Here is a 22,899-nt window from a genome sequence, read left to right on the forward strand (position 1 = left end):
GATTGGAACTGGTGTGAATTTTGCTCTTGGCAAGCAGGCCCCGAGCGGTTAAAGAACCGCTTCCGGACGTGCCGGCCTCGGCTGGCGCGTTCGTGCACGCATTCCGAAAACAAGCGATGGAGATCATTCCTTTTCAGGGCGTCCGTGAGGATTTGCTGGAAAGGGAGGGAAAACCGTCGGGTGTGGGGTGCGGGCAGAGGTCGGGCGGTTCGCCGGCTGACCTTGTCCTGTCCAAGACTGCAGGCGCCCGCGGGGAATTCCGATTTCTCAACGGCTTAATCGCATGGCCTGCATAGACGGGTGAAGACCGGATTTCACTTCGTGGCCACCTTAGGGTCGGTTGCGGAATGGGTTTGGTTCGGACCTCGACACGCCGTGGGCTCTAACGGGCTCTCGGAGGGCAGGCTTTGAATTGTCGTCTTGCCCGGCGTGTCCGATGGGTTTGGCCCTGAGGTTCAGGTTTGGGCGGGACGATGGGTGCAACCCGGCGGTCCCGCTTTCGCGATGACCGCCAACCGGAAAGAGCTTGCTGTGGAACGAGCGGCAAAAAAGGAAGCGGTCGAACAGCTCAATGGGGTCTTCAAGACCACGAGCGTCGCGGTCGTTGCCCAATATTCCGGCCTGACCGTTGCCCAGATGCAGAAGCTGCGCTCGCAGATGAAGCAGGCTGGCGCCTCGGTGAAGGTCTCGAAGAACCGTCTCGCCAAAATTGCTCTTGAAGGCACTGACGTCGTTGCCATCGGCCCCATGCTGAAGGGACCGACCGTGATCGCCACTTCGGACGATCCGGTAGCGGCGCCAAAGGTCGCCGTCGAATTCGCCAAGGCGAACGAAAAGTTCGTCATCATTGGCGGCTCGATGGGAACGACCGTCCTGAATGTCGACGGCGTGAAGGCACTTGCCTCGCTGCCGTCGCTTGACGAACTGCGCGCCAAGATCGTCGGCCTGCTTGTGGCCCCGGCGACCAAGATCGCTCAGCTCGCCAACGCGCCCGCGGGCAAGCTCGCGCGTGTCATTCAGGCTTATGCCTCAAAGAGCGAAGCGGCCTGACGCCCTTCGCAAAACTCAAACCCGAACCAGACTTACATTCAAGGAAACTGAACAATGGCTGACCTGCAGAAGATCGTTGACGACCTCTCGAGCCTCACCGTGCTCGAAGCTGCCGAACTCGCGAAGCTCCTCGAAGAGAAGTGGGGCGTTTCGGCTGCCGCGGCTGTCGCCGTGGCCGGCCCGGCTGGTGGTGGCGCTGCCGCCGCTCCGGCCGAAGAGAAAACCGAGTTCACGGTCGTTCTTGCCGCTGCCGGCGACAAGAAGATCGAGGTCATCAAGGAAGTCCGCGCCATCACCGGCCTGGGCCTGAAGGAAGCAAAGGACCTCGTCGAGGGCGCGCCGAAGCCTGTCAAGGAAGGCGTGAACAAGGACGAAGCCGAGAAGCTCAAGGCCCAGCTCGAGAAGGCTGGCGCGAAGGTCGAGCTCAAGTAAGCAGCGCTTACTGACACGAGATCCCGGTGAGCATCATCGCAACCGGGGTCTCGGTCCGCTCCCTGAAAGGGCGGGCCAGATGCAAAAGGCGTGCGACGGAACGACCCGACGCAGGCCGAACACGAAAAAGTGTGGGGATTTGAGGGTTTGTCCCTCGAATCTGCACTAATGTCGCCCCATATCGGGTCGGCAGCACGAAAGCGCGGTGGGCAGGGATGCCGCATTCCCTGTAAGCCGTTGGGAGAGCAAGCTATTTCGGGCTTTTGCAGTCCGTGAAGAGGTTGGTTGTGACGGGCGGGCGCGCTCCTGCGCCCCGCGCGTCGTTTTGCGTTTTGAAGGTCTGAAGAACAGATTCAGGACATTCCTACCTGAAACTGAGTCTCCGGCCCCCAAGACGGGTTCGAAAAATTCAACCCGGGGAGCGGCGGTCGCCGCGTTCCGGAGGGCGCGCCCAAATCGGGCGACGAAAATGAGAGGCCACGATGGCGCAGCAGACATTCACCGGTCGCAAACGCGTTCGCAAGTTCTTCGGACACATCAAGGAAGTCGCCGAGATGCCGAACCTCATCGAGGTTCAGAAGGCGTCCTATGACCAGTTCCTGATGGTCGACGAGCCCCAGGGCGGTCGATCGGACGAGGGCTTGCAGGCGGTGTTCCGCTCGGTGTTCCCGATCTCCGACTTCTCGGGCACCTCGATGCTGGAATTCGTCCGCTACGAGTTCGAGCCGCCGAAATACGACGTCGACGAGTGCCGCCAGCGCGGCATGACCTTCGCGGCCCCCCTCAAGGTGACGCTACGCCTCATCGTGTTCGATATCGACGAGGAAACCGGCGCGAAGTCGGTCAAGGACATCAAGGAGCAGGACGTCTACATGGGCGACATCCCGCTCATGACGATGAACGGCACCTTCATCGTCAACGGCACCGAGCGCGTCATCGTCTCGCAGATGCACCGTTCGCCGGGCGTGTTCTTCGACCACGACAAGGGCAAGACCCATTCGTCGGGCAAGCTGCTGTTCGCCGCTCGCGTGATCCCATATCGCGGCTCCTGGCTCGACATCGAGTTCGACGCCAAGGACATCGTCTATGCGCGTATCGACCGTCGCCGCAAGCTTCCGGTGACGTCGCTGATGTTCGCGCTTGGTCTCGACGGCGAGGCGATCCTCAGCACCTTCTACAAGAAGATCCAGTACAAGCGGATCAAGGAAGGCTGGCGCGTTCCGTTCGACGCCAATCGTTTCCGCGGCTACTCGACCATCAACGACCTGATCGACGCCGATACCGGCAAGGTCGTGCTCGAAGCCGGCAAGAAGCTCACCGTGCGCGGTGCGCGTCAGATGCAGGAGAAGGGGCTGAAGGCGCTGCGCCTCTCGGATGCTGAGCTCGTCGGCAACTACATCGCCGAGGACCTCGTCAATCCCAAGACCGGCGAGATCCACGCGGAAGCCGGTGAAGAGATCACCGACAAGTCGATCAAGGTTCTCAACGAGCACGGCTACAAGGAGCTGCCGCTGCTCGACATCGACCACGTCAATGTCGGCGCCTACATCCGCAACACCCTCGCGGCCGACAAGAACATGACGCGCGAGGACGCGCTGTTCGACATCTACCGCGTGATGCGTCCCGGCGAGCCGCCGACGCTGGATTCGGCGCAGGCAATGTTCCAGTCACTGTTCTTCGACGCCGAGCGCTACGACCTCTCGGCGGTCGGTCGCGTCAAGATGAACATGCGCCTCGACCTCGATGCGCCCGACACCCAACGCACGCTCCGCAAGGAAGACATCCTCTCCGTCATCAAGACGCTGGTGGATTTGCGCGACGGCAAGGGCGAGATCGACGACATCGACCATCTCGGCAATCGCCGTGTGCGTTCGGTCGGCGAGCTCATGGAGAACCAGTACCGCATCGGCTTGCTCCGCATGGAGCGCGCGATCAAGGAGCGCATGTCTTCGGTCGACATCGACACGGTCATGCCGCAGGACCTGATCAACGCCAAGCCGGCGGCCGCCGCCGTGCGCGAGTTCTTCGGCTCCTCGCAGCTCTCGCAGTTCATGGACCAGACCAACCCGCTGTCGGAGATCACCCACAAGCGCCGCCTGTCGGCACTTGGACCGGGCGGTCTGACCCGCGAGCGCGCCGGCTTCGAGGTCCGCGACGTGCATCCGACGCATTACGGCCGCATCTGCCCGATCGAGACGCCGGAAGGTCCGAACATCGGCCTGATCAACTCGCTCGCGACCTTCGCGCGCGTGAACAAGTACGGCTTCGTCGAGACGCCTTACCGCAAGGTCAAGGACGGCCGCGTCACCGACGAGGTCGTGTACCTCTCGGCGATGGAAGAGGGCCGCTACACGGTCGCGCAGGCCAACGTGCCGCTCGATCCGAAGGGCCGCTTCACCGAAGATCTCGTGGTCTGCCGTCACGCCGGCGAAGTCTTGCCGGTCACCCCGGACAAGGTCGACTACATGGACGTGTCGCCGAAGCAGCTCGTTTCGGTCGCGGCCGCGCTGATCCCGTTCCTCGAGAACGACGACGCCAACCGCGCGCTGATGGGCTCGAACATGCAGCGCCAGGCGGTGCCGCTGGTTCGCGCCGAAGCGCCGTTCGTCGGCACCGGCATGGAAGGCGTGGTTGCGCGTGACTCGGGTGCTGCGATCGCGGCGCGCCGTTCGGGCGTGATCGACCAGATCGACGCCACCCGCGTCGTGATCCGCGCCACGGAAGATCTCGATCCGACCAAGTCGGGCGTCGATATCTACCGGCTGATGAAGTACCAGCGCTCCAACCAGTCGACCTGCATCAACCAGCGTCCGCTGGTGAAGGTCGGCGACATTGTCAAGAAGGGCGACATCATCGCCGACGGTCCGTCGACCGATCTCGGCGAGCTCGCGCTCGGCCGGAACGTGCTCGTCGCGTTCATGCCGTGGAACGGCTACAACTTCGAAGACTCGATCCTGCTCTCCGAGCGGATCGTGAAGGAAGACGTGTTTACCTCAATTCATATCGAAGAATTCGAGGTAATGGCCCGCGACACCAAGCTCGGACCCGAGGAAATCACCCGCGACATTCCGAACGTCTCGGAAGAAGCGCTGAAGAACCTCGACGAAGCCGGCATCGTGTACATCGGCGCGGAAGTACGCGCCGGTGACATCCTGGTCGGCAAGATCACGCCGAAGGGCGAAAGCCCGATGACGCCGGAAGAAAAGCTCCTGCGCGCCATCTTCGGCGAGAAGGCTTCCGACGTCCGCGACACCTCGCTGCGCGTTCCTCCGGGCGTGCAGGGCACCATCGTCGAAGTGCGCGTGTTCAACCGGCACGGCGTCGACAAGGACGAGCGTGCGCTGGCGATCGAGCGGGAAGAGATCGAGCGTCTGGCCAAGGACCGCGACGACGAGCAGGCGATCCTGGACCGCAACGTCTACAACCGTCTTGCCGAGCTGCTCGAAGGACGGCAGGGCATCGCCGGTCCGAAGGGCTTCAAGAAGGACACCAAGATCACCCGTGCGGTGCTCGAGGAGTACCCGAAGTCGCAGTGGTGGCTGTTCGCTTCGCCGAACGACAAGCTGATGGCCGAGATCGAGGCCATGCGGAAGCAGTACGACGAGTCGAAGAAGGGGCTGGAACAGCGCTTCCTCGACAAGGTCGAAAAGCTTCAGCGCGGTGACGAATTGCCGCCCGGCGTGATGAAGATGGTCAAGGTCTTCGTCGCGGTGAAGCGCAAGATCCAGCCCGGCGACAAGATGGCCGGCCGCCACGGCAACAAGGGCGTGGTGTCGAAGATCGTGCCGATCGAGGACATGCCGTTCCTCGAAGACGGTACGCATGCCGACATCGTGCTCAATCCGCTCGGCGTGCCATCGCGCATGAACGTCGGACAGATCCTCGAGACCCATCTCGGCTGGGCCTGTGCCGGCCTCGGCAAGCGTATCGGCCAGACGGTCGATGCCTATTTGTCGAAGCAGGACATCCGGCCGCTGAAGGAAACCTTGAAGAAGGTCTACGGCGAGGACGAGACGATCAAGTCGCTCAACGACAACGAGTTGATCGAGCTCGGCCACAATCTGAGCCGCGGCGTTCCGATCGCGACGCCGGTGTTCGACGGCGCCAAGGAAGCCGACATCGAGGAGATGCTGAAGCTTGCCGGTCTGGACGCTTCGGGCCAGTCGACCGTCTATGACGGCCGCACCGGCGACGCCTTCGACCGCAAGGTGACGGTGGGCTACATCTACATGCTCAAGCTGCACCATCTCGTCGACGACAAGATCCACGCGCGTTCGATCGGTCCGTACTCGCTCGTTACCCAGCAGCCGCTGGGCGGCAAGGCGCAGTTCGGCGGTCAGCGCTTCGGCGAAATGGAAGTGTGGGCGCTCGAGGCTTACGGCGCGGCGTACACGCTCCAGGAGATGCTGACCGTGAAGTCGGACGACGTCGCCGGCCGTACCAAGGTGTACGAGGCGATCGTGCGTGGCGACGACACCTTCGAGGCCGGTATTCCGGAATCGTTCAACGTGCTGGTCAAGGAAATGCGCTCGCTCGGCCTCAACGTCGATCTGCACAATTCCAAGGTCGGACCGGGGACGGCGGAAGCGGCCGAGTAATACGACCCTCATGCCCGGCCTGAATGGCCGGGCATCGGCGCCCAGTCCTGGAATCGCGAGGGCAGGGCGCCCCGCATAGTGATTTTCGAATTTGCTGCCGGAGGCGACCGGCACGCGAGGAGAAGACGATGAACCAAGAAATTATGAATCTCTTTAATCCGACGACGCCGGCTCAGGTCTTCGACCAGATCCGGATCTCGATCGCGAGCCCCGAGAAGATTCTGTCCTGGTCGTACGGCGAGATCAAGAAGCCGGAAACCATCAACTACCGTACCTTCAAGCCCGAGCGCGACGGCCTATTCTGCGCCCGCATCTTCGGGCCGATCAAGGACTACGAGTGCTTGTGCGGCAAGTACAAGCGCATGAAGTACAAGGGCATCATCTGCGAGAAGTGCTCGGTCGAGGTCACGCTGTCGCGCGTCCGGCGCGAGCGCATGGGCCATATCGAGCTCGCGGCCCCCGTCGCCCACATCTGGTTCCTGAAGTCGCTGCCCTCGCGCATCGGCCTCCTGCTCGACATGACGTTGAAGGATCTCGAGCGGATCCTCTATTTCGAATATTACGTCGTGCTCGAGCCGGGCCTCACCGCGCTGAAGGACCGTCAGCTCTTGTCGGAAGACGAGTATCTGAAGGCGCAGGACGAATACGGCCAGGATTCCTTTACCGCCATGATCGGCGCGGAAGCGATTCGCGAGCTGCTCAAGGGCATGGACCTCGAGAAGCTCGAGCTGACCTTGCGTGCGGAGATGCAGGAGACCGACTCCGACATCAAGCACAAGAAGCTCGCCAAGCGCCTGAAGATCGTGGAAGCGTTCCGCCACTCCGGCAACAAGCCGGAATGGATGATCATGACGGTGGTTCCGGTGATTCCGCCGGACCTGCGTCCGCTGGTGCCGCTGGATGGCGGCCGCTTCGCGACCTCGGACCTCAACGATCTCTACCGCCGCGTCATCAACCGCAACAACCGCCTGAAGCGGCTGATGGAGCTGCGCGCGCCGGACATCATCATCCGCAACGAGAAGCGCATGCTTCAGGAGGCTGTCGACGCGCTGTTCGACAACGGCCGCCGTGGCCGCGTCATCACCGGTGCCAACAAGCGTCCGCTGAAGTCGCTCGCCGACATGCTCAAGGGCAAGCAGGGCCGGTTCCGTCAGAACCTGCTCGGCAAGCGCGTCGACTATTCGGGCCGTTCGGTGATCGTGGTCGGTCCCGAGCTGCGCCTGCATCAGTGCGGTCTGCCGAAGAAGATGGCGCTCGAACTGTTCAAGCCGTTCATCTACTCGCGGCTTGACGCCAAGGGCCTGTCCACCACCGTGAAGCAGGCCAAGAAGCTGGTCGAGAAGGAGCGGCCCGAGGTCTGGGACATCCTGGACGAGGTCATCCGCGAGCATCCCGTGCTGCTCAACCGCGCACCGACGCTGCATCGCCTCGGCATCCAGGCGTTCGAGCCCGTGCTGATCGAGGGCAAGGCGATCCAGCTCCACCCGCTGGTCTGCGCCGCGTTCAACGCCGACTTCGACGGCGACCAGATGGCCGTGCACGTTCCGCTGTCGCTGGAAGCGCAGCTGGAAGCGCGCGTCCTGATGATGTCGACCAACAACATCCTGCATCCGGCGAACGGCCAGCCGATCATCGTGCCGTCGCAGGACATCGTGCTCGGTCTCTACTACGTCTCCATCATGCGCGAAGGCCTGCCCGGCGAGGGCAAGATCTTCGGCGAGATGGCGGAGCTCGAGCACGCGCTGCACGCGAAGGTCATCCACCTCCACACCAAGATCAAGTACCGGTGGGAAGGCATCGACGAGACCGGCAAGATCTCCAGGCGCTGGATCGAGACCACCGCCGGCCGCGTCATGCTGGGCAATTTGCTGCCGAAGAACCCGCGCGTTCCGTACGAGATCATCAACAAGCTGATGACCAAGCGCGAGATCTCCGGCGTCATCGACCAGGTCTACCGCCACTGCGGCCAGAAGGAGACGGTGATCTTCTGCGACCGCATCATGGCGCTCGGCTTCTACAACGCGTTCAAGGCCGGCATCTCGTTCGGCAAGGACGACATGGTCGTGCCGCACTCCAAGTGGAAGATCGTCGACGCTACCCGTACGCTGGCGAAGGATTTCGAGCAGCAGTACAACGACGGTCTGATTACCCATGGCGAGAAGTACAACAAGGTCGTCGACGCCTGGTCGAAGGCCACGGAAGAAATCGCCAAGGCGATGATGAAGGAGATCTCCTCGACCAAGAAGACGGCGAGTGGGGCGGATGCCGACATCAACTCGATCTACATGATGGCTCACTCCGGTGCCCGCGGTTCGCCGGCCCAGATGCGCCAGCTCGCCGGCATGCGCGGCCTGATGGCCAAGCCGTCGGGCGAGATCATCGAGACGCCGATCATCTCGAACTTCAAGGAAGGCCTCTCGGTGCTCGAGTACTTCAACTCGACCCACGGCGCCCGCAAGGGCCTCGCGGACACCGCGTTGAAGACCGCGAACTCCGGCTATCTGACCCGTCGTCTCGTCGACGTCGCGCAGGATTGCATCATCACGCAGGACGATTGCGGCACCAAGCTCGGCATCAAGATGCGCGCCATCGTCGATGCCGGCACCGTGGTCGCTTCGCTCGGCTCGCGCATCCTCGGACGCACGGCCTGCGAAGACGTGCGTGACAGCACGGGCAAGGTGATCTTCAAGCGCGGTACGCTGATGGAAGAGAGCCATCTGGATGCCATCCATCAGGGCGGCGTCCAGGAGGTGAAGATCCGCTCGGCGCTGACCTGCGAGCTCGTCAACGGCATCTGCGGCAAGTGCTACGGCCGCGATCTCGCTCGCGGCACGCCGGTCAACCACGGCGAAGCGGTCGGGGTCATCGCGGCCCAGTCGATCGGCGAGCCGGGCACCCAGCTCACCATGCGCACCTTCCACATCGGCGGTGCGGCGCAGCTGAACGAGCAATCTTTCGTCGAATCCAACTTCGACGGCAAGATCGTGATCAGGAACAAGGCCATCGCCCGCAATAGCGAAGGCCACCTGGTCGCGATGGTTCGCAACATGGTGATCGCGATCGTCGATGCCGACGGCACCGAGCGTGCGACGCACCGTATTCAGTACGGTTCGCGCCTGCACGTCGACGAGGGCGACATGGTCAAGCGTGGCCAGCGTATCGTGGAATGGGATCCCTACACCCGTCCGCTCCTCACCGAGGTCGAAGGTACTATCGGCTTCGAGGATCTGGTCGAGGGACAGTCGATCTCGGAAACGCTCGACGAGGCCACCGGTATTGCCAAGCGCGTGGTCATCGACTGGCGCTCGATGCGCGGCGGCGGGGACCTGCGTCCCGCCATCGTGATCAAGGGCAAGGACGGCAAGGTGCTCAAGCTCGCCCGTGGCGGCGATGCCCGCTACATGCTGTCGGTCGATGCCATTCTGTCGGTCGATGTCGGCGCCAAGGTCCAGGCGGGCGACATTCTCGCCCGTGTCTCGACCGAAAGCGCCAAGACGCGCGACATCACCGGCGGTCTGCCGCGGGTGGCGGAACTGTTCGAGGCTCGGCGTCCGAAGGATGCGGCGATCATCGCCGAAATCGCGGGCACCATCCGGTTTGGGCGCGACTATAAGAACAAGCGTCGCATCTCGATCGAGCCGATGGACAAGACCGAAGAGGCGCGCGAGTACCTGATCCCGAAGGGCAAGCACATCCACCTTCAGGACGGCGACGTCGTCGAAAAGGGCGACTTCATCGTGGAAGGCAATCCGGCGCCGCACGACATTTTGGCGGTCAAGGGCATCGAGGAACTCGCGGCCTATCTGGTCAACGAGATCCAGGAGGTCTATCGGCTCCAGGGCGTGCTCATCAACGATAAGCACATCGAGGTGATCGTCCGTCAGATGCTCCAGAAGGTGGAAGTCACCGACCAGGGCGACACGGACATGATCTCGGGCGAGCAGATCGACAAGATCGAGTTCGACCAGATCAACGCGAAGGCCAAGGAAGAGGGCAAGAAGATCGCCACGGGGACGCCGGTTCTGCTCGGCATCACCAAGGCGAGCCTTCAGACCCGCTCCTTCTTCTCGGCGGCCTCGTTCCAGGAGACCACCCGAGTCCTCACGGAAGCGGCGGTCAACGGCAAGGTCGATCCGCTCGAAGGCCTCAAGGAGAACGTCATCGTCGGCCGGCTGATTCCGGCAGGCACCGGCGCCTCCATGGCGAAGATCCGCGAAGTCGCTGTGAAGCGCGACAAGATGATCCTCGACGAGCGCGAGAAGCAGGCGGCGGTCGTGCCGCCGGCGCCGGAAGTGGAGCCGATGGCGCTGCCACCTGCGGAATGATCGTTCATCCGTAGGAATACCGAGGACACTGAAAAGGCCGGCGAAAGCCGGCCTTTTTGCTGCTTTGTTTCCCTGTTGCGGTGCAGGATCAACCTTTGTTCATCTTTCCTTCAGGCGCAAAAGCGCTTCTGCTAGGAGAGCTTAGACCGGTGGTCCCGTGAAGGGGGCGGGCCGGAGACCACGGAATTCTCATGCTTGATCTCGCAATCGTAGGCGGCGGCCCCGGCGGGCTGATGAGCGCTTGGTATCTGAAGCGCAAGCTTGGCGACCTCTGCCGCGTCACCATCTACGAGGCATCCGACCGGCTCGGCGGCAAGATCGTCACGCGCAAATTCGATTCCGCGCCCGCGATGTACGAGGCCGGCGTTGCCGAGATCTACGACTACTCGATGACCGGGCCGGATCCGTTGCGCGAGTTGATCCAGCATTTCGGCCTGCAGACCATTCCGATGGATGCCGAGCAGGTGCAGTTCGGCGGTGAGCTCCTCAACGACGTCGCGGGCATGCGCCGCAAATACGGTGCCAAGACCGCAGCCGCAATCGAGGCGTTCCGTAAGCGCTGCGCCGAGGCGATGACGCCGATCGAGTACTACGAGGGTGTCGGCGCGCACGACAACGAGAATCCCTGGGCCTACAAGACCGCCGAACAGGTGCTCGACGAGGAGGTCGAGGACGAGACCGCAAAGCGATTCTTCAAGGTGATGGCGCGCTCGGACCTCGCGACCGAGAGCCACAACACCAACGGGCTCAACGCGCTCAAGAACTACCTGATGGATGTCGACGGCTATATCGGCCTCTATTCCATCCAGAACGGCAACGAGCAGCTCATCGAGTGCCTCCAGTCGGAGGTCAATGCCGACATCCAGCTCAATCACCGAATCCTCACGGTCGGCAAGGCGCCGACCGGCCGCTATCAACTCAAGATGATGAACGGCAAGGGGCCGGAGACGCGCGACTTCGACCTTGTGCTGGTCTGTCTGCCGCATTCCTGGCTTGGGACCGTCGGCTGGGAAGGCGAACAGCTCCGCAAGTCGATGGTCAAGCACGTCGCGTACTTCGACCGTCCTGCGCACTATTTGCGTGTCTCGATCCTGTTCGACACGCCGTTCTGGGGCGACAAGATCGCCGGCGCCTGGTTCATGTCGGAAGCCTTTGGCGGTTGCTGCGTCTATAACGAGGGCGCCCGCCATGATGTGGGCAAGCACGGCGTGCTGAACTGGCTGATTCCGGGCTCCGATGCGCTGGCCTTTGCGAATCTCTCCGACCGGGAGCTGATCGATGCCGCGCTGAAATCGCTTCCGGCATCGCTCGGCGATGCACGCGCGCATTTCATGGAAGGCAAGATCCACCGCTGGCTGTCCTCGGTGAACGCGATTCCGGGCGGCTTGCCCGTGCGCGACGTCATGACCAACCACCGGCCCGAGCCGAAGGAACATCCCGGAATCGTGGTGGTCGGCGACTATCTGTTCGACTCGACGCTGAACGGCCTGCTCGATTCCTCGGACGCGGCGACCGACATCATCTTGACCGAGATGATGCGCTTGCGCCGCGAGCGTTCCCAGGACGACAAGCCGCTCTCGGACAAGATCGATCGTGCCTATTTTGACAATTATCGCGGCCAGGGCCCCTACAGCGAGGTGTGGCAACACTTCACGGATCCCGACTATCTCACAAAACTGATCGGCATCGTCTGGGGCAAGGCCAAAGGCACGAAGCTCTTGATCGCGGGCTCGGCCAGCGGCGAGCTTGTCGGCGCGCTACGTGATCGCGGCATCGATGCCTTCGGTATCGAGAACAACCGCACCATTCACGCCAGAACGCCGAAGGCGCTGAGGAAGTACAACAAGCTCGGTTCGATCACCGACATGCCGTTCAAGGATGGTGCGTTCGACTTCGTGTTCGAGACCAGCCTCTGCCATGTTTCCCCGAAGCAGGTGGTCCGTGCGATCAGGGAGCTGAACCGTGTGGTCAAGACCGGGCTCGTGTTCGGCTCGATCACCTCGGACATGGCGCCGGCACTGATCGACCGCTACGACCTTCTGCGCGGCGTCAAGAAGCTCGGCACCTGGTGGGAATGGTCCGAACTGTTCTTCGGCAACGGCTTCGAGCTGTCGATGCACCGCAAGGACTGCACGGACGCGCTCTGGGAGACGACGCTCGCCGCCAACAAGGGACCGGGCCAGTGGTACGCCGACGCCGATTCCTTGCGCTATTCCTTTTTCGACAAGGTCGAGGATGAGGAAGACGACTAGCCGCCTGAAGCGGGCGCCTTCGCCAATTGTTTTGCCGAATTCATCTTGATCGCATAGAATCGATGCAGTAGCGGTTGGCGCTATTTCCTGCTTTCTCTGCGGTCATGCCGGCCGTCAGCATCGGTTGGTTTCATGGCGTCCAAGCCCCTCCCGCCCGACAAACAGAAGCTCGCCGCGGAAGAGGCGGCCGAGCTCGACGACAAGCTTGTCCCTACCGCCAAGCCGGACCTTGAAGACGACGAGGACGATGAAGACGAGGAGGATGGCGGGCTGGAGCTCGATGACGACGATGAGGACGAGGACCTCGTCGTCTTTACCGCGCGCGAGGCCGCCGGCGCGCTCGCGACCATCCTGGGTTTCGTCAAACCCTTCCTGTTCAACTACAAGCAGATGCTGTCCTTCGTGGCGTTCGGCGTCTTCGTCGAGACGCTCTTCAACGTCATCATGCCGCTCAGCCTGAAGTACCTGATCGACGACGCGCTCGGCGAGGAGGATTTTCAGGCGCTGTACAAGATCCTCGGCGTGCTCGCGGTCGCGGGCATATTCACCTCGATCGTCGCGGTCTGGTACGAGCGCTGGGATGCGCGGCTCGCGGCGTGCATCATTTCCGACGTCCGCAAACGGCTGTTCGAGCACGTCCAGGACCTGCCGGCGGCCTATTTCGGCCGCACCAAGCGCGGCGAGATCCTGTCGCGCTTCTCAGTCGACCTCGCGGCCTTCGAGGGTTCGGTCAAGACCTTCGCCAACAGCGCGGCATTGCCGTTCCTGGAGCTGATCGCGGGCATCATCCTGATGGTGTTCCTGAACTGGCAGCTCGCGGCGGTTGCGCTGCTGGTGTTCCCGATCACGCTGATCGGTCCCCGCATGCTGACGCCGAAGGCTGTCCAGGCGAATTACGAGCAGAAGCTCAATGAATCTGCGCTGCTCGGCATGGTGCAGGAGAACGTGGCGGCGCAGGCCGTGATCAAGGCGTTCAGCCTGCAACGCCGGATGTTCGGCTTCTTCAAATTCCGCAACGACGAGACGCGAAACAGGATGGCCTCGGCGGCGTTCCTGTCGACCATGGTGGAGCGGACGGTCACCATCTCGGTGCTGCTCTTGCATCTCGTCGTGCTCGCGATCGGCGCATATCTGGCGACGAAGGGGCAGATTACCATCGGCACCTTCGTCACCTTCGAGAGTGCGTTCTGGGAGGTGTCCTACAACATCGCCCATGTGATGCATTTCATCCCCGTGTCGATCTCCGCGGCAGCCGCGATCCGTCATATGCAGGAGTTGCTCGACGAGCCCACGCGCAGCGCCGATCGTGCCGGCGCGCCCGATCTGCCCCGCATCACCAACGACATCACCTTCGACCACGTGACGTTCCAGTACGAAGGCAGCCAGACGCCAGTGCTGGACAATCTCAGCCTCAAGCTCAATGTCGGCAAGCGCATTGCCATCGTCGGTCCGTCCGGCTCCGGCAAGAGCACGCTGCTGAATCTGATCCTGCGGCTCTATGTGCCGGACGAGGGGCGCGTCACCATCGACGGCGTCGACGTCCGCAAGGTGACGCTGGACTCCCTGCGCCGGAGCATGGCGGTGGTGTTCCAGGAGAATATGCTGTTCAACATGTCGATCCGGGAGAACATTCGGCTCGGCAAGGAGGGCGCGACCGATGAGGAGGTGGAGGAGGCGGCCAAGAAAGCCGAGATCCACCGTTACATCATGAGCCTGCCGCAACGATACGACACGCCGGTGGGCGAGCGCGGCGATACCTTGTCGGGCGGCCAGCGCCAGCGCATCGCGATCGCGCGCGCGGTCATCCGTAATCCTTCCGTGCTGCTGCTCGACGAAGCCACTTCGGCGCTCGACCAGACCACGGAAGCTGCGATCAACCGCACGCTGCTGAAGGTCGCCAAGGGCCGCACCATGATCTGGTCAACCCACCGCCTGACCTCGGTGGTCGAGATGGACGAGATCATCGTGATTTCAGGGGGCAGGGCGATCGAGCGCGGCTCACATGCCGAGCTGCTCGCCAAGAACGGCACTTATCGCAAGCTGTGGAACGACCAGATCCACCAACCGCATGGCGCGCCGGCTCACGTCGACGAGGACAGCGACGAAGACGACGAGGATGAAGACGACCTCGACGAGGACGATGAGGAGGAGTGACCGAGGAAGTTCGGCTCCAGATCGAAGGCTGCTCCAAGCGGCCGCAATAGTCCCTGAACCGACCAGGCAATGAAGCGTGCCCAGCGCTGCGCCGTCCAATAAGGGCTTGTCGCAATGGAGACTGAGCGGAAATCGAAGGCCTTCGCGGCCGACCAATCGTCGCACTCCCGCTTGACCGGGTCTGCGTAGAAGGCGGCGATCTTGCTTGTATCCATCCCGTCGGAGGCCAGCCACTGCGGGATATAGACGTTGCAGAGCCGCTCGACGTCGGTGAAGACCTTGTCGCACCCGGTGCCGGCGGCCGGGCAGGAGGTCGAGAAGGCATCGCCCACCAGCACGAGACCCGGCTGGCCGCTGGCATCGTTCACATAGAGATCGACCGGACGGATTTTCAGCTCACTGGGAATGTCGAATGGTCCGGTGATGTGCTTGAGCCGTGGCAGCGCAGCGTTCAACGTCTCGGCCGGCGCGCGGCGCAGCTCACGCAGCCAGGGATCGTCGAAGCTGCGATAGACGAACAGATTGGCGCGCATCCGCGTCCCGATCGGAAAAAGCGTGAGGTAGGGGATGCGGTCGCTCGGCCGTTCCGAGAAATAGGTCAGCGCAGGGAAGTCGAACGAGTCCCGTCCCGCGGGCACCACGTCGAACCCGATCGAAATCGAATGGCAGGCACTGACGACTTTTCGGGCGATTCCCAGCTGGTGGCGCAGGCCGACATTGAGTCCGTTGGCGAGCACGACCAGCCGGGCGGAGACCATCGCGTCGTTGGAGAGAGTGACCTTCTGCCGCTCCGCACTCGTCTCGACCGAGACAGCCTTGGCGCAGATGCGCTCGACGCCGGCAGGAATTTCGTCGCGGACAGCGTTGACGAGGGAATCGTAGAGGATGTTGAACTGCCGGCTCGGCGCCTTGTCGAGAAGGCGGCCGAAGCGCGCGATCCAGTTCTCACCCACAAAGGTCGCGCGGTGCAACACCGATTCGGCGATTCCCGTCTGCAGGAATCGCCCAACCTGCACGTGACCGCTGAGTTTTTCGACCCGAAAGTCCGCCGAATAGCTCTCATGCGGATCGATCAGGATGGTCGAAATGCCGCTACGGCCGAGCATCGCGGCGGCGGTCGAGCCGGACAATCCCCCGCCGATAATGGCAATGTCGGTGTACCGCATGGCGCTAATCTCTGCCCAAGGCGGCACATTGGCGCTCCAACAGGAAAGAAAGCCTTAGCCAATGGTTATAAAAGTATATTTAACCCGGGTATAAATAGGTTTCGAGGTGGCGCGACGCGCTCTTCGTTTCCATCTCACGAAGGCGCAGCGAGCGGCCCAAGAAGCGATTTCGGCAGGTGCGGGAAGCGCTTCTGACTGACGTTTCGCCTTGACTTGACCGACTCCCACTTATAGAACCCCCTCACTTAACGACAGGCGGTGAGCATCGCCAACGTCGGAACGGGCCACCTGTTTGATCCCCTGGGATCACCAAGACAGGCACCAACCTCGACGAATGCCGCTCAAACGCTGTCGATCATAGCTAGGCAATGCCAGTGCGATTTTAGTTCTCTTGAGCATGTTCTCTCGAGATCGAATTCGGATGCATGACCTCGGTGCGCGGGCCGCAGCTTCAAGCTGACCGGTTCAACTACTGCGGTCCTCTGTGGCGTCGAAGCGCTTTCCGCCCGTTGACGGGTGGTTGGCGCGATTTCGCTTTGTGCGGATTGTTCCGCGGAAGGCGGCCTCGTCGGGCGGGTAGCTCGAAAGAATTTGCGGACCCGGTGACGGGCCGCGGCAGAACACAAAGGGTAATGCCAGGATGCCGACGATCAACCAGCTGATCGCTCAACCGCGGGAAGTGCAGAAGTCGCGCAAGAAGGTGCCGGCGCTGCAGCAGTCGCCGCAGAAGCGCGGTGTTTGCACACGCGTTTACACCACGACCCCGAAGAAGCCGAACTCGGCGCTTCGTAAGGTTGCCAAGGTGCGCCTGACCAACGGCTTCGAGGTGATCGGCTACATCCCCGGTGAGGGCCATAACCTCCAGGAGCACTCGGTGGTCATGATCCGCGGCGGTCGCGTCAAGGACTTGCCCGGCGTGCGCTACCACATCCTCCGCGGCGTTCTGGATACCCAGGGCGTCAAGAACCGTAAGCAGCGCCGTTCGAAGTACGGCGCCAAGCGTCCGAAGTAAGCGGGAACCAGGTCCATGTCTCGTCGCCATTCTGCCGAAAAGCGCGAAGTCCTTCCCGATCCGAAGTTCGGGAATATCATCGTCACGAAGTTCATGAATTCGGTAATGTACGCCGGAAAGAAGTCGGTCGCCGAAGGCATCGTCTACGGCGCGTTCGGCCTCATTGAAAGCAAGACAAAGCAGAACCCGCTCGGCGTGTTCGAGCAGGCGCTCGAGAACGTCATGCCGACGATTGAAGTGCGCTCCCGCCGCGTCGGTGGCGCGACCTATCAGGTTCCGGTCGAAGTTCGCTCGGTGCGCCGTCAGGCGCTGGGCATTCGCTGGCTGATCTCGGCTGCGCGCGATCGCAACGAGAAGACGATGACCGAGCGGCTCTCTGCGGAGCTCCTGGATGCGTCGAACAACCGGGGTAACGCCGTCAAGAAGCGCGAAGACGTGCACCGGATGGCGGAAGCCAACCGCGCCTTCTCGCACTATCGCTGGTAACGGCGACACACGGAATCTAAGGAACACTCCATGCCCCGCGTTCATGCCATAGAGAATTACCGCAACTTCGGTATCATGGCGCATATCGATGCCGGCAAGACCACGACCACCGAGCGCATTCTCTATTACACCGGCAAGAGCCACAAAATCGGCGAAGTGCACGAAGGTGCCGCGACGATGGACTGGATGGAGCAGGAGCAGGAGCGCGGCATTACGATTACGTCGGCCGCGACCACCGCGTTCTGGGAAGGCAAGCGTCTCAACATCATCGACACTCCCGGCCACGTCGACTTCACCATCGAAGTCGAGCGCAGCCTGCGCGTGCTCGACGGCGCCGTGTGCGTGCTCGACTCGAACCAGGGCGTCGAGCCCCAGACCGAGACGGTCTGGCGCCAGGGCGACAAGTACAAAGTTCCGCGCATCGTCTTCGCCAACAAGATGGATAAGACCGGCGCTGACTTCTACAAGTGCATGCAGGACATCGTCGACCGCCTCGGCGCAAAGCCGATCGCGATCCAGCTTCCGATCGGCTCCGAGAACAACTTCAAGGGCCTGGTCGACCTCGTTCGCATGAAGGGCGTGGTCTGGGAAGAAGAGAAGCTCGACGCCAAGTTCGTGGACATCGATATTCCCGAGGACATGGTCGAGAAGGCCAAGGAATATCGCGAGAAGTTGTTGGAAGCCGCCGTCGAGCTCGACGACGAAGTTCTCGCCGCTTACCTCGACGGCAAGGAGCCCGATGAGCCGACGTTGAAGCGCTTGATCCGCAAGGCCGTGCTGACTGGCGCGTTCTTCCCGGTATTGTGCGGCTCGGCGTTCAAGAACAAGGGCGTGCAGCCTCTGCTCGACGCAGTCGTGGATTATCTGCCGTCGCCGGTTGACGTGCCCGCCATCAAGGGCGTCGATGAAGACGGCAACGAGGTCGTTCGCCTGCCGGACGATAAGGAGCCGCTGGCTCTGTTGGCCTTCAAGATCATGGACGACCCGTTCGTCGGCACCATCACCTTCTGCCGCATCTATTCCGGCACGCTGCTGTCGGGCACCGGCGTCATCAATTCGACGCGCGACCGCAAGGAGCGCATCGGCCGCATGTTGCTGATGCATGCGAACAACCGCGAAGACATCAAGGAAGCCTATGCCGGCGACATCGTCGCACTGGCTGGCCTGAAGGAAGCGCGCACCGGTGACACGCTGTGCGATCCCGACAAGGCGGTGATCCTCGAAAAGATGGAATTCCCCGAGCCCGTCATCGAGATCGCGATCGAGCCTAAGTCCAAGGCCGACCAGGAAAAGCTGGGCGTGGCGCTGGCGAAGCTCGCCGCGGAGGATCCGTCCTTCCGCGTGTCGACCGATCAGGAGTCCGGCCAGACCATCCTCAAGGGCATGGGCGAGCTCCATCTCGACATCAAGGTCGACATTCTCCGCCGCACCTACAAGGTCGATGCCAACATCGGCGCGCCGCAGGTGGCGTTCCGTGAGCGCGTCACCAAGAGGTCCGAAGTCAAGTACACCCACAAGAAGCAGACCGGCGGTACCGGACAGTTCGCGGAAGTGTCGATCATCGTGGAGCCGAACGAGCCCGGCAAGGGCTACGAGTTCGAGTCCAAGGTCGTCGGCGGTGCGGTGCCGAAGGAATACATCCCCGGCGTCGAGAAGGGCATCAACAGCGTGCTGAGTTCCGGCGTGGTCGCGGGCTTCCCCGTGGTCGACGTCAAGGTTCAGCTCGTCGACGGCAAGTATCACGACGTCGATTCGTCGGCGCTCGCCTTCGAAATCGCATCGCGTGCTGCATTCCGCGAAGCCTTGCAGAAGGGCAAGTCCGTCCTGCTCGAGCCGATCATGAAGGTCGAAGTGGTGACCCCGGAAGATTACACCGGCTCCGTCATCGGCGACCTGAATTCGCGGCGCGGTCAGATCCAGGGTCAGGACATGCGCGGCAACGCCAACGTCATCAACGCGATGGTGCCGCTCATGAACATGTTCGGTTACGTGAATAACCTGCGCTCGATGAGCCAGGGTCGCGCAACCTTCACCATGCAGTTCGACCACTACGCAGAAGCGCCGGCCAACGTGTCGGCAGAAGTCCAGAAGAAGTTTGCCTGATTGTCGTCGGTCTCGAACTGACGATTGAACGGAGAGTCAAATGGCCAAAGCAAAGTTTGAACGTAACAAGCCGCACTGCAACATCGGCACCATCGGTCACGTCGACCATGGCAAGACGTCGCTGACCGCGGCGATCACCAAGGTCCTCGCCGAAGCCGGCGGCGCGACGTTCACCGCGTACGACCAGATCGACAAGGCGCCGGAAGAGAAGGCGCGCGGCATCACGATCTCGACGGCGCACGTCGAATACGAGACCAAGAACCGCCACTACGCGCACGTCGACTGCCCCGGCCACGCCGACTACGTGAAGAACATGATCACCGGCGCCGCCCAGATGGACGGTGCGATCCTGGTCGTGTCGGCCGCCGACGGTCCGATGCCGCAGACCCGCGAGCACATCCTGCTCGCCCGCCAGGTCGGCGTTCCCGCGCTCGTCGTGTTCCTCAACAAGTGCGACATGGTCGACGATCCGGAACTGCTCGAGCTCGTCGAGCTCGAGGTCCGCGAGCTGCTCTCGAAGTACGAATTCCCGGGCGACACCATCCCGATCATCAAGGGCTCGGCGCTTGCCGCCCTCGAAGATTCCGATAAGACGCTCGGCCATGACGCCATCCTCGAGCTGATGAAGCAGGTCGACGCTTACATTCCGCAGCCGGAGCGTCCGGTCGATCTGCCGTTCCTGATGCCGGTTGAAGACGTGTTCTCGATCTCGGGCCGCGGCACCGTCGTGACCGGCCGTGTCGAGCGCGGTATCGTCAAGGTCGGCGAGGAAATCGAGATCGTCGGTCTGCGCGCCACGCAGAAGACCACGGTCACCGGTGTCGAAATGTTCCGCAAGCTGCTGGATCAAGGCCAGGCCGGCGACAACATCGGTGCGCTGCTTCGCGGTACCAAGCGCGAGGACGTCGAGCGCGGCCAGGTGCTGTGCAAGCCGGGTTCGGTCAAGCCGCACACCAAGTTCAAGGCTGAGGCCTACATCCTCACCAAGGAAGAGGGCGGCCGCCACACTCCCTTCTTCACCAACTACCGTCCGCAGTTCTACTTCCGCACCACCGACGTGACCGGTGTCGTGCATCTGCCGGAAGGCACCGAGATGGTGATGCCGGGCGACAACATCGCGATGGAAGTGCACCTGATCGTGCCGATCGCGATGGAAGAGAAGCTCCGCTTCGCGATCCGCGAAGGTGGCCGCACCGTCGGCGCCGGCGTCGTCGCCTCGATCATCGAGTAATTACGAGAATAGGGATCGGCGAATAGCGAATGTGACATTCGCTATTCGCTATTCGCCACCCCATTGAAGAAAGACCACGGCAATGAACGGCCAAAACATTCGCATCCGTCTCAAGGCGTTCGACCATCGTATCCTCGATACGTCGACCCGCGAGATCGTGAACACGGCGAAGCGCACCGGCGCGCAGGTCCGCGGACCCATTCCGCTGCCCACCCGCATCGAGAAGTTCACCGTCAACCGTTCGCCGCACGTCGACAAGAAGAGCCGCGAGCAGTTCGAGATGCGCACTCACAAGCGCCTGCTCGACATCGTCGATCCGACCCCGCAGACCGTCGATGCTTTGATGAAGCTCGACTTGGCCGCCGGTGTCGACGTCGAGATCAAGCTCTAAGATTTTTGGATCACGTTCGCCACTAGCGGACAGAAAGAACAGGAAGCACGCCGATGCGCTCCGGAGTGATCGCACAAAAGGTCGGGATGACGCGGGTCTTTACAGAGGCCGGCGAACATATCCCCGTGACCGTGCTGAAGCTCGGCAATTGCCAGGTCGTAGGCCACCGCACCGAAGAGAAAAACGGTTATGTCGCGCTCCAGCTTGGTTCTGGCAGCCGCAAGACCGTGTACATGCCCAAGGCGGAGCGCGGCCAGTTCGCGGTCGCGAAGGTCGAGCCGAAGCGGCAGGTCGAGGAATTCCGCGTCTCCGCGGATCAGATGATCCCCGTCGGTGCCGAGATCCTGGCCGACCACTTTGTCGTCGGTCAGTTCGTCGACGTCACCGGTACTTCGGTCGGTAAGGGTTTTGCCGGCGGTATGAAGCGCTGGAACTTCGGCGGTCTGCGCGCCACTCACGGCGTCTCGGTCTCGCACCGTTCGATCGGTTCGACCGGTGGCCGTCAGGACCCGGGCAAGACCTGGAAGAACAAGAAGATGCCCGGTCACATGGGCGTCGACCGCATCACCACGCTCAACCTTCGGGTCGTCCAGCTCGATGTCGAACGCGGTCTGATCCTCGTCGAAGGCGCCGTTCCCGGCTCCAAGGGCGGCTGGATCCGCGTGCGCGACGCCGTCAAGAAGCCGCTGCCTAAGGAAGCTCCGAAGCCCGGCAAGTTCAAGGTTGCTGGCGAAGCGGACGCTGCTCCGGCTGCGCAGGAGGCGTGAGATGGAATTGAAGGTCACGACCCTCGAAGGTAAGGAAGCCGGCTCGGTCCAGCTTTCCGACACCATTTTCGGCCTCGAGCCGCGCCAGGACATCATTGCACGTTGCGTGCAGTGGCAGCTCAACAAGCGCCAGGCCGGTACGCACAAGGCCAAGGGCCGCGCCGAGATCTGGCGCACCGGCAAGAAGATGTACAAGCAGAAGGGTACCGGTGGTGCTCGTCACGGCTCGGCCCGGGTGCCGCAGTTCCGCGGAGGTGGCCGTGCCTTCGGTCCGGTGGTGCGTTCGCACGCCACCGACCTGCCGAAGAAGGTCCGTGCGCTCGCCCTCAAGCATGCGATCTCGGCCAAGGCCAAGGACGGCGATCTCATCGTGATCGACAAGGCCGCGCTGGAAGCTGCCAAGACCAAGGCGCTGCTCGGTCATTTCTCCGGTCTGGGTTTGACCAACGCGCTGATCGTCGACGGCGCCGAGCTCAACAACGGCTTCGCCGCTGCGGCCCGCAACATCCCGAACATGGACGTGCTGCCGATCCAGGGCATCAACGTCTATGACATCCTGCGCCGTCGGAAGCTTGTTCTGACCAAGGCCGCCATCGATGCGCTGGAGGCGCGCTTCAAATGACGAAGAACATCGAGCCTCGCCACTACGACGTGATCCTGTCGCCGGTCGTGACCGAAAAGGCCACGATCGCCTCGGAGCACAACAAGGTGCTGTTCAAGGTGGCCGCGAAGGCGACCAAGCCGCAGATCAAGGAAGCGATCGAGAAGCTGTTCGACGTCAAGGTCAAGAGTGTCAACACGCTGGTCCGCAAGGGCAAGACCAAGATCTTCCGTGGCAATCTCGGCTCGCAGTCGAACTCCAAGCGCGCGATCGTGACTCTCGAAGAGGGTCACCGGATCGACGTGACCACCGGTCTGTAAGGTCGTACGAC

General features: G+C 62.3%; 15 protein-coding genes. 14 read left to right on the plus strand and 1 reads right to left on the minus strand.

Features of this window, described 5'->3' with window-relative positions:
- The first annotated feature begins 531 nt into the window (after window positions 1-531).
- The 6 genes from rplJ to IVB42_RS10140 all read left to right on the plus strand — a co-directional run bounded on the left by rplJ (window position 532) and on the right by IVB42_RS10140 (window position 14,811).
- Window positions 532-1,050 carry a 50S ribosomal protein L10 gene (gene rplJ, locus IVB42_RS10115; protein ID WP_026233178.1) on the plus strand — a complete coding sequence of 173 codons (519 nt, stop codon included), beginning with the start codon at window positions 532-534 and terminating at the stop codon, window positions 1,048-1,050.
- 54 nt (window positions 1,051-1,104) lie between these two features.
- Window positions 1,105-1,482 (plus strand): 50S ribosomal protein L7/L12, encoded by a 378-nt coding sequence (rplL, locus tag IVB42_RS10120; protein WP_007602994.1) that lies wholly within the window; start codon window positions 1,105-1,107, stop codon window positions 1,480-1,482.
- 482 nt (window positions 1,483-1,964) lie between these two features.
- Window positions 1,965-6,080, plus strand: coding sequence for a DNA-directed RNA polymerase subunit beta (rpoB, locus tag IVB42_RS10125; protein ID WP_018456447.1), 4,116 nt, complete (start codon window positions 1,965-1,967; stop codon window positions 6,078-6,080).
- Window positions 6,081-6,208: 128 nt separating this feature from the next.
- Complete coding sequence (gene rpoC / locus IVB42_RS10130; protein WP_026233179.1) at window positions 6,209-10,405, plus strand: DNA-directed RNA polymerase subunit beta'; 4,197 nt, start codon at window positions 6,209-6,211, stop codon at window positions 10,403-10,405.
- 191 nt (window positions 10,406-10,596) lie between these two features.
- Complete coding sequence (locus IVB42_RS10135; RefSeq protein ID WP_018456449.1) at window positions 10,597-12,657, plus strand: FAD-dependent oxidoreductase; 2,061 nt, start codon at window positions 10,597-10,599, stop codon at window positions 12,655-12,657.
- Window positions 12,658-12,789: 132 nt separating this feature from the next.
- Window positions 12,790-14,811: an ABC transporter ATP-binding protein gene (locus tag IVB42_RS10140; RefSeq protein WP_018456450.1), complete on the plus strand. Its 2,022-nt coding sequence runs from the start codon at window positions 12,790-12,792 to the stop codon at window positions 14,809-14,811.
- On the opposite strand, the gene IVB42_RS10145 is transcribed toward IVB42_RS10140, so the two are convergent.
- Window positions 14,739-15,977 (minus strand): NAD(P)/FAD-dependent oxidoreductase, encoded by a 1,239-nt coding sequence (locus tag IVB42_RS10145; protein WP_085351283.1) that lies wholly within the window; start codon window positions 15,975-15,977, stop codon window positions 14,739-14,741. The two genes, IVB42_RS10140 and IVB42_RS10145, sit on opposite strands and share 73 nt — an antisense overlap.
- Before the next feature lie 640 nt (window positions 15,978-16,617).
- Between IVB42_RS10145 and rpsL the strand changes: the two genes are divergently transcribed.
- The 8 genes from rpsL (at window position 16,618) to IVB42_RS10185 (ending at window position 22,888) form a co-directional block, all read left to right on the plus strand.
- Window positions 16,618-16,989 carry a 30S ribosomal protein S12 gene (rpsL, locus tag IVB42_RS10150; protein ID WP_007603006.1) on the plus strand — a complete coding sequence of 124 codons (372 nt, stop codon included), beginning with the start codon at window positions 16,618-16,620 and terminating at the stop codon, window positions 16,987-16,989.
- A 15-nt stretch (window positions 16,990-17,004) separates the two neighbouring features.
- Window positions 17,005-17,475, plus strand: coding sequence for a 30S ribosomal protein S7 (gene rpsG, locus IVB42_RS10155; RefSeq protein ID WP_007603009.1), 471 nt, complete (start codon window positions 17,005-17,007; stop codon window positions 17,473-17,475).
- Between the two features lie 30 nt (window positions 17,476-17,505).
- Window positions 17,506-19,578, plus strand: coding sequence for an elongation factor G (gene fusA / locus IVB42_RS10160; RefSeq protein ID WP_026233180.1), 2,073 nt, complete (start codon window positions 17,506-17,508; stop codon window positions 19,576-19,578).
- A 40-nt stretch (window positions 19,579-19,618) separates the two neighbouring features.
- Complete coding sequence (gene tuf, locus IVB42_RS10165; protein ID WP_018456453.1) at window positions 19,619-20,809, plus strand: elongation factor Tu; 1,191 nt, start codon at window positions 19,619-19,621, stop codon at window positions 20,807-20,809.
- Window positions 20,810-20,891: 82 nt separating this feature from the next.
- On the plus strand, window positions 20,892-21,200 hold the full coding sequence (gene rpsJ / locus IVB42_RS10170) for a 30S ribosomal protein S10 (protein ID WP_002712302.1): 309 nt from the start codon (window positions 20,892-20,894) through the stop codon (window positions 21,198-21,200).
- 53 nt (window positions 21,201-21,253) lie between these two features.
- Window positions 21,254-21,967, plus strand: coding sequence for a 50S ribosomal protein L3 (gene rplC / locus IVB42_RS10175; RefSeq protein WP_007603016.1), 714 nt, complete (start codon window positions 21,254-21,256; stop codon window positions 21,965-21,967).
- Between the two features lies 1 nt (window position 21,968).
- Window positions 21,969-22,589 carry a 50S ribosomal protein L4 gene (gene rplD / locus IVB42_RS10180; RefSeq protein ID WP_247394766.1) on the plus strand — a complete coding sequence of 207 codons (621 nt, stop codon included), beginning with the start codon at window positions 21,969-21,971 and terminating at the stop codon, window positions 22,587-22,589.
- Complete coding sequence (locus IVB42_RS10185) at window positions 22,586-22,888, plus strand: 50S ribosomal protein L23 (RefSeq protein WP_007603019.1); 303 nt, start codon at window positions 22,586-22,588, stop codon at window positions 22,886-22,888. Before rplD ends, IVB42_RS10185 begins: the two co-directional genes overlap by 4 nt.
- The last annotated feature ends 11 nt before the right edge of the window (window positions 22,889-22,899 follow it).

It is taken from the genome of Bradyrhizobium sp. 45, from assembly GCF_023073155.1.
GTDB lineage: Bacteria > Pseudomonadota > Alphaproteobacteria > Rhizobiales > Xanthobacteraceae > Bradyrhizobium > Bradyrhizobium canariense_D.

Coding starts and splice junctions, on each gene's coding strand:
- rpsG (WP_007603009.1), top strand. CDS start 17,005: ATGTCTCGTCGCCATTCTGCCGAAAAGCGCGAAGTCCTTCCCGATCCG.
- rpsL (WP_007603006.1), top strand. CDS start 16,618: ATGCCGACGATCAACCAGCTGATCGCTCAACCGCGGGAAGTGCAGAAG.
- IVB42_RS10185 (WP_007603019.1), top strand. CDS start 22,586: ATGACGAAGAACATCGAGCCTCGCCACTACGACGTGATCCTGTCGCCG.
- IVB42_RS10140 (WP_018456450.1), top strand. CDS start 12,790: ATGGCGTCCAAGCCCCTCCCGCCCGACAAACAGAAGCTCGCCGCGGAA.
- rpoC (WP_026233179.1), top strand. CDS start 6,209: ATGAACCAAGAAATTATGAATCTCTTTAATCCGACGACGCCGGCTCAG.
- tuf (WP_018456453.1), top strand. CDS start 19,619: ATGGCCAAAGCAAAGTTTGAACGTAACAAGCCGCACTGCAACATCGGC.
- IVB42_RS10135 (WP_018456449.1), top strand. CDS start 10,597: ATGCTTGATCTCGCAATCGTAGGCGGCGGCCCCGGCGGGCTGATGAGC.
- rpsJ (WP_002712302.1), top strand. CDS start 20,892: ATGAACGGCCAAAACATTCGCATCCGTCTCAAGGCGTTCGACCATCGT.
- IVB42_RS10145 (WP_085351283.1), bottom strand. CDS start 15,977: ATGCGGTACACCGACATTGCCATTATCGGCGGGGGATTGTCCGGCTCG.
- fusA (WP_026233180.1), top strand. CDS start 17,506: ATGCCCCGCGTTCATGCCATAGAGAATTACCGCAACTTCGGTATCATG.
- rplD (WP_247394766.1), top strand. CDS start 21,969: ATGGAATTGAAGGTCACGACCCTCGAAGGTAAGGAAGCCGGCTCGGTC.
- rplC (WP_007603016.1), top strand. CDS start 21,254: ATGCGCTCCGGAGTGATCGCACAAAAGGTCGGGATGACGCGGGTCTTT.
- rpoB (WP_018456447.1), top strand. CDS start 1,965: ATGGCGCAGCAGACATTCACCGGTCGCAAACGCGTTCGCAAGTTCTTC.
- rplL (WP_007602994.1), top strand. CDS start 1,105: ATGGCTGACCTGCAGAAGATCGTTGACGACCTCTCGAGCCTCACCGTG.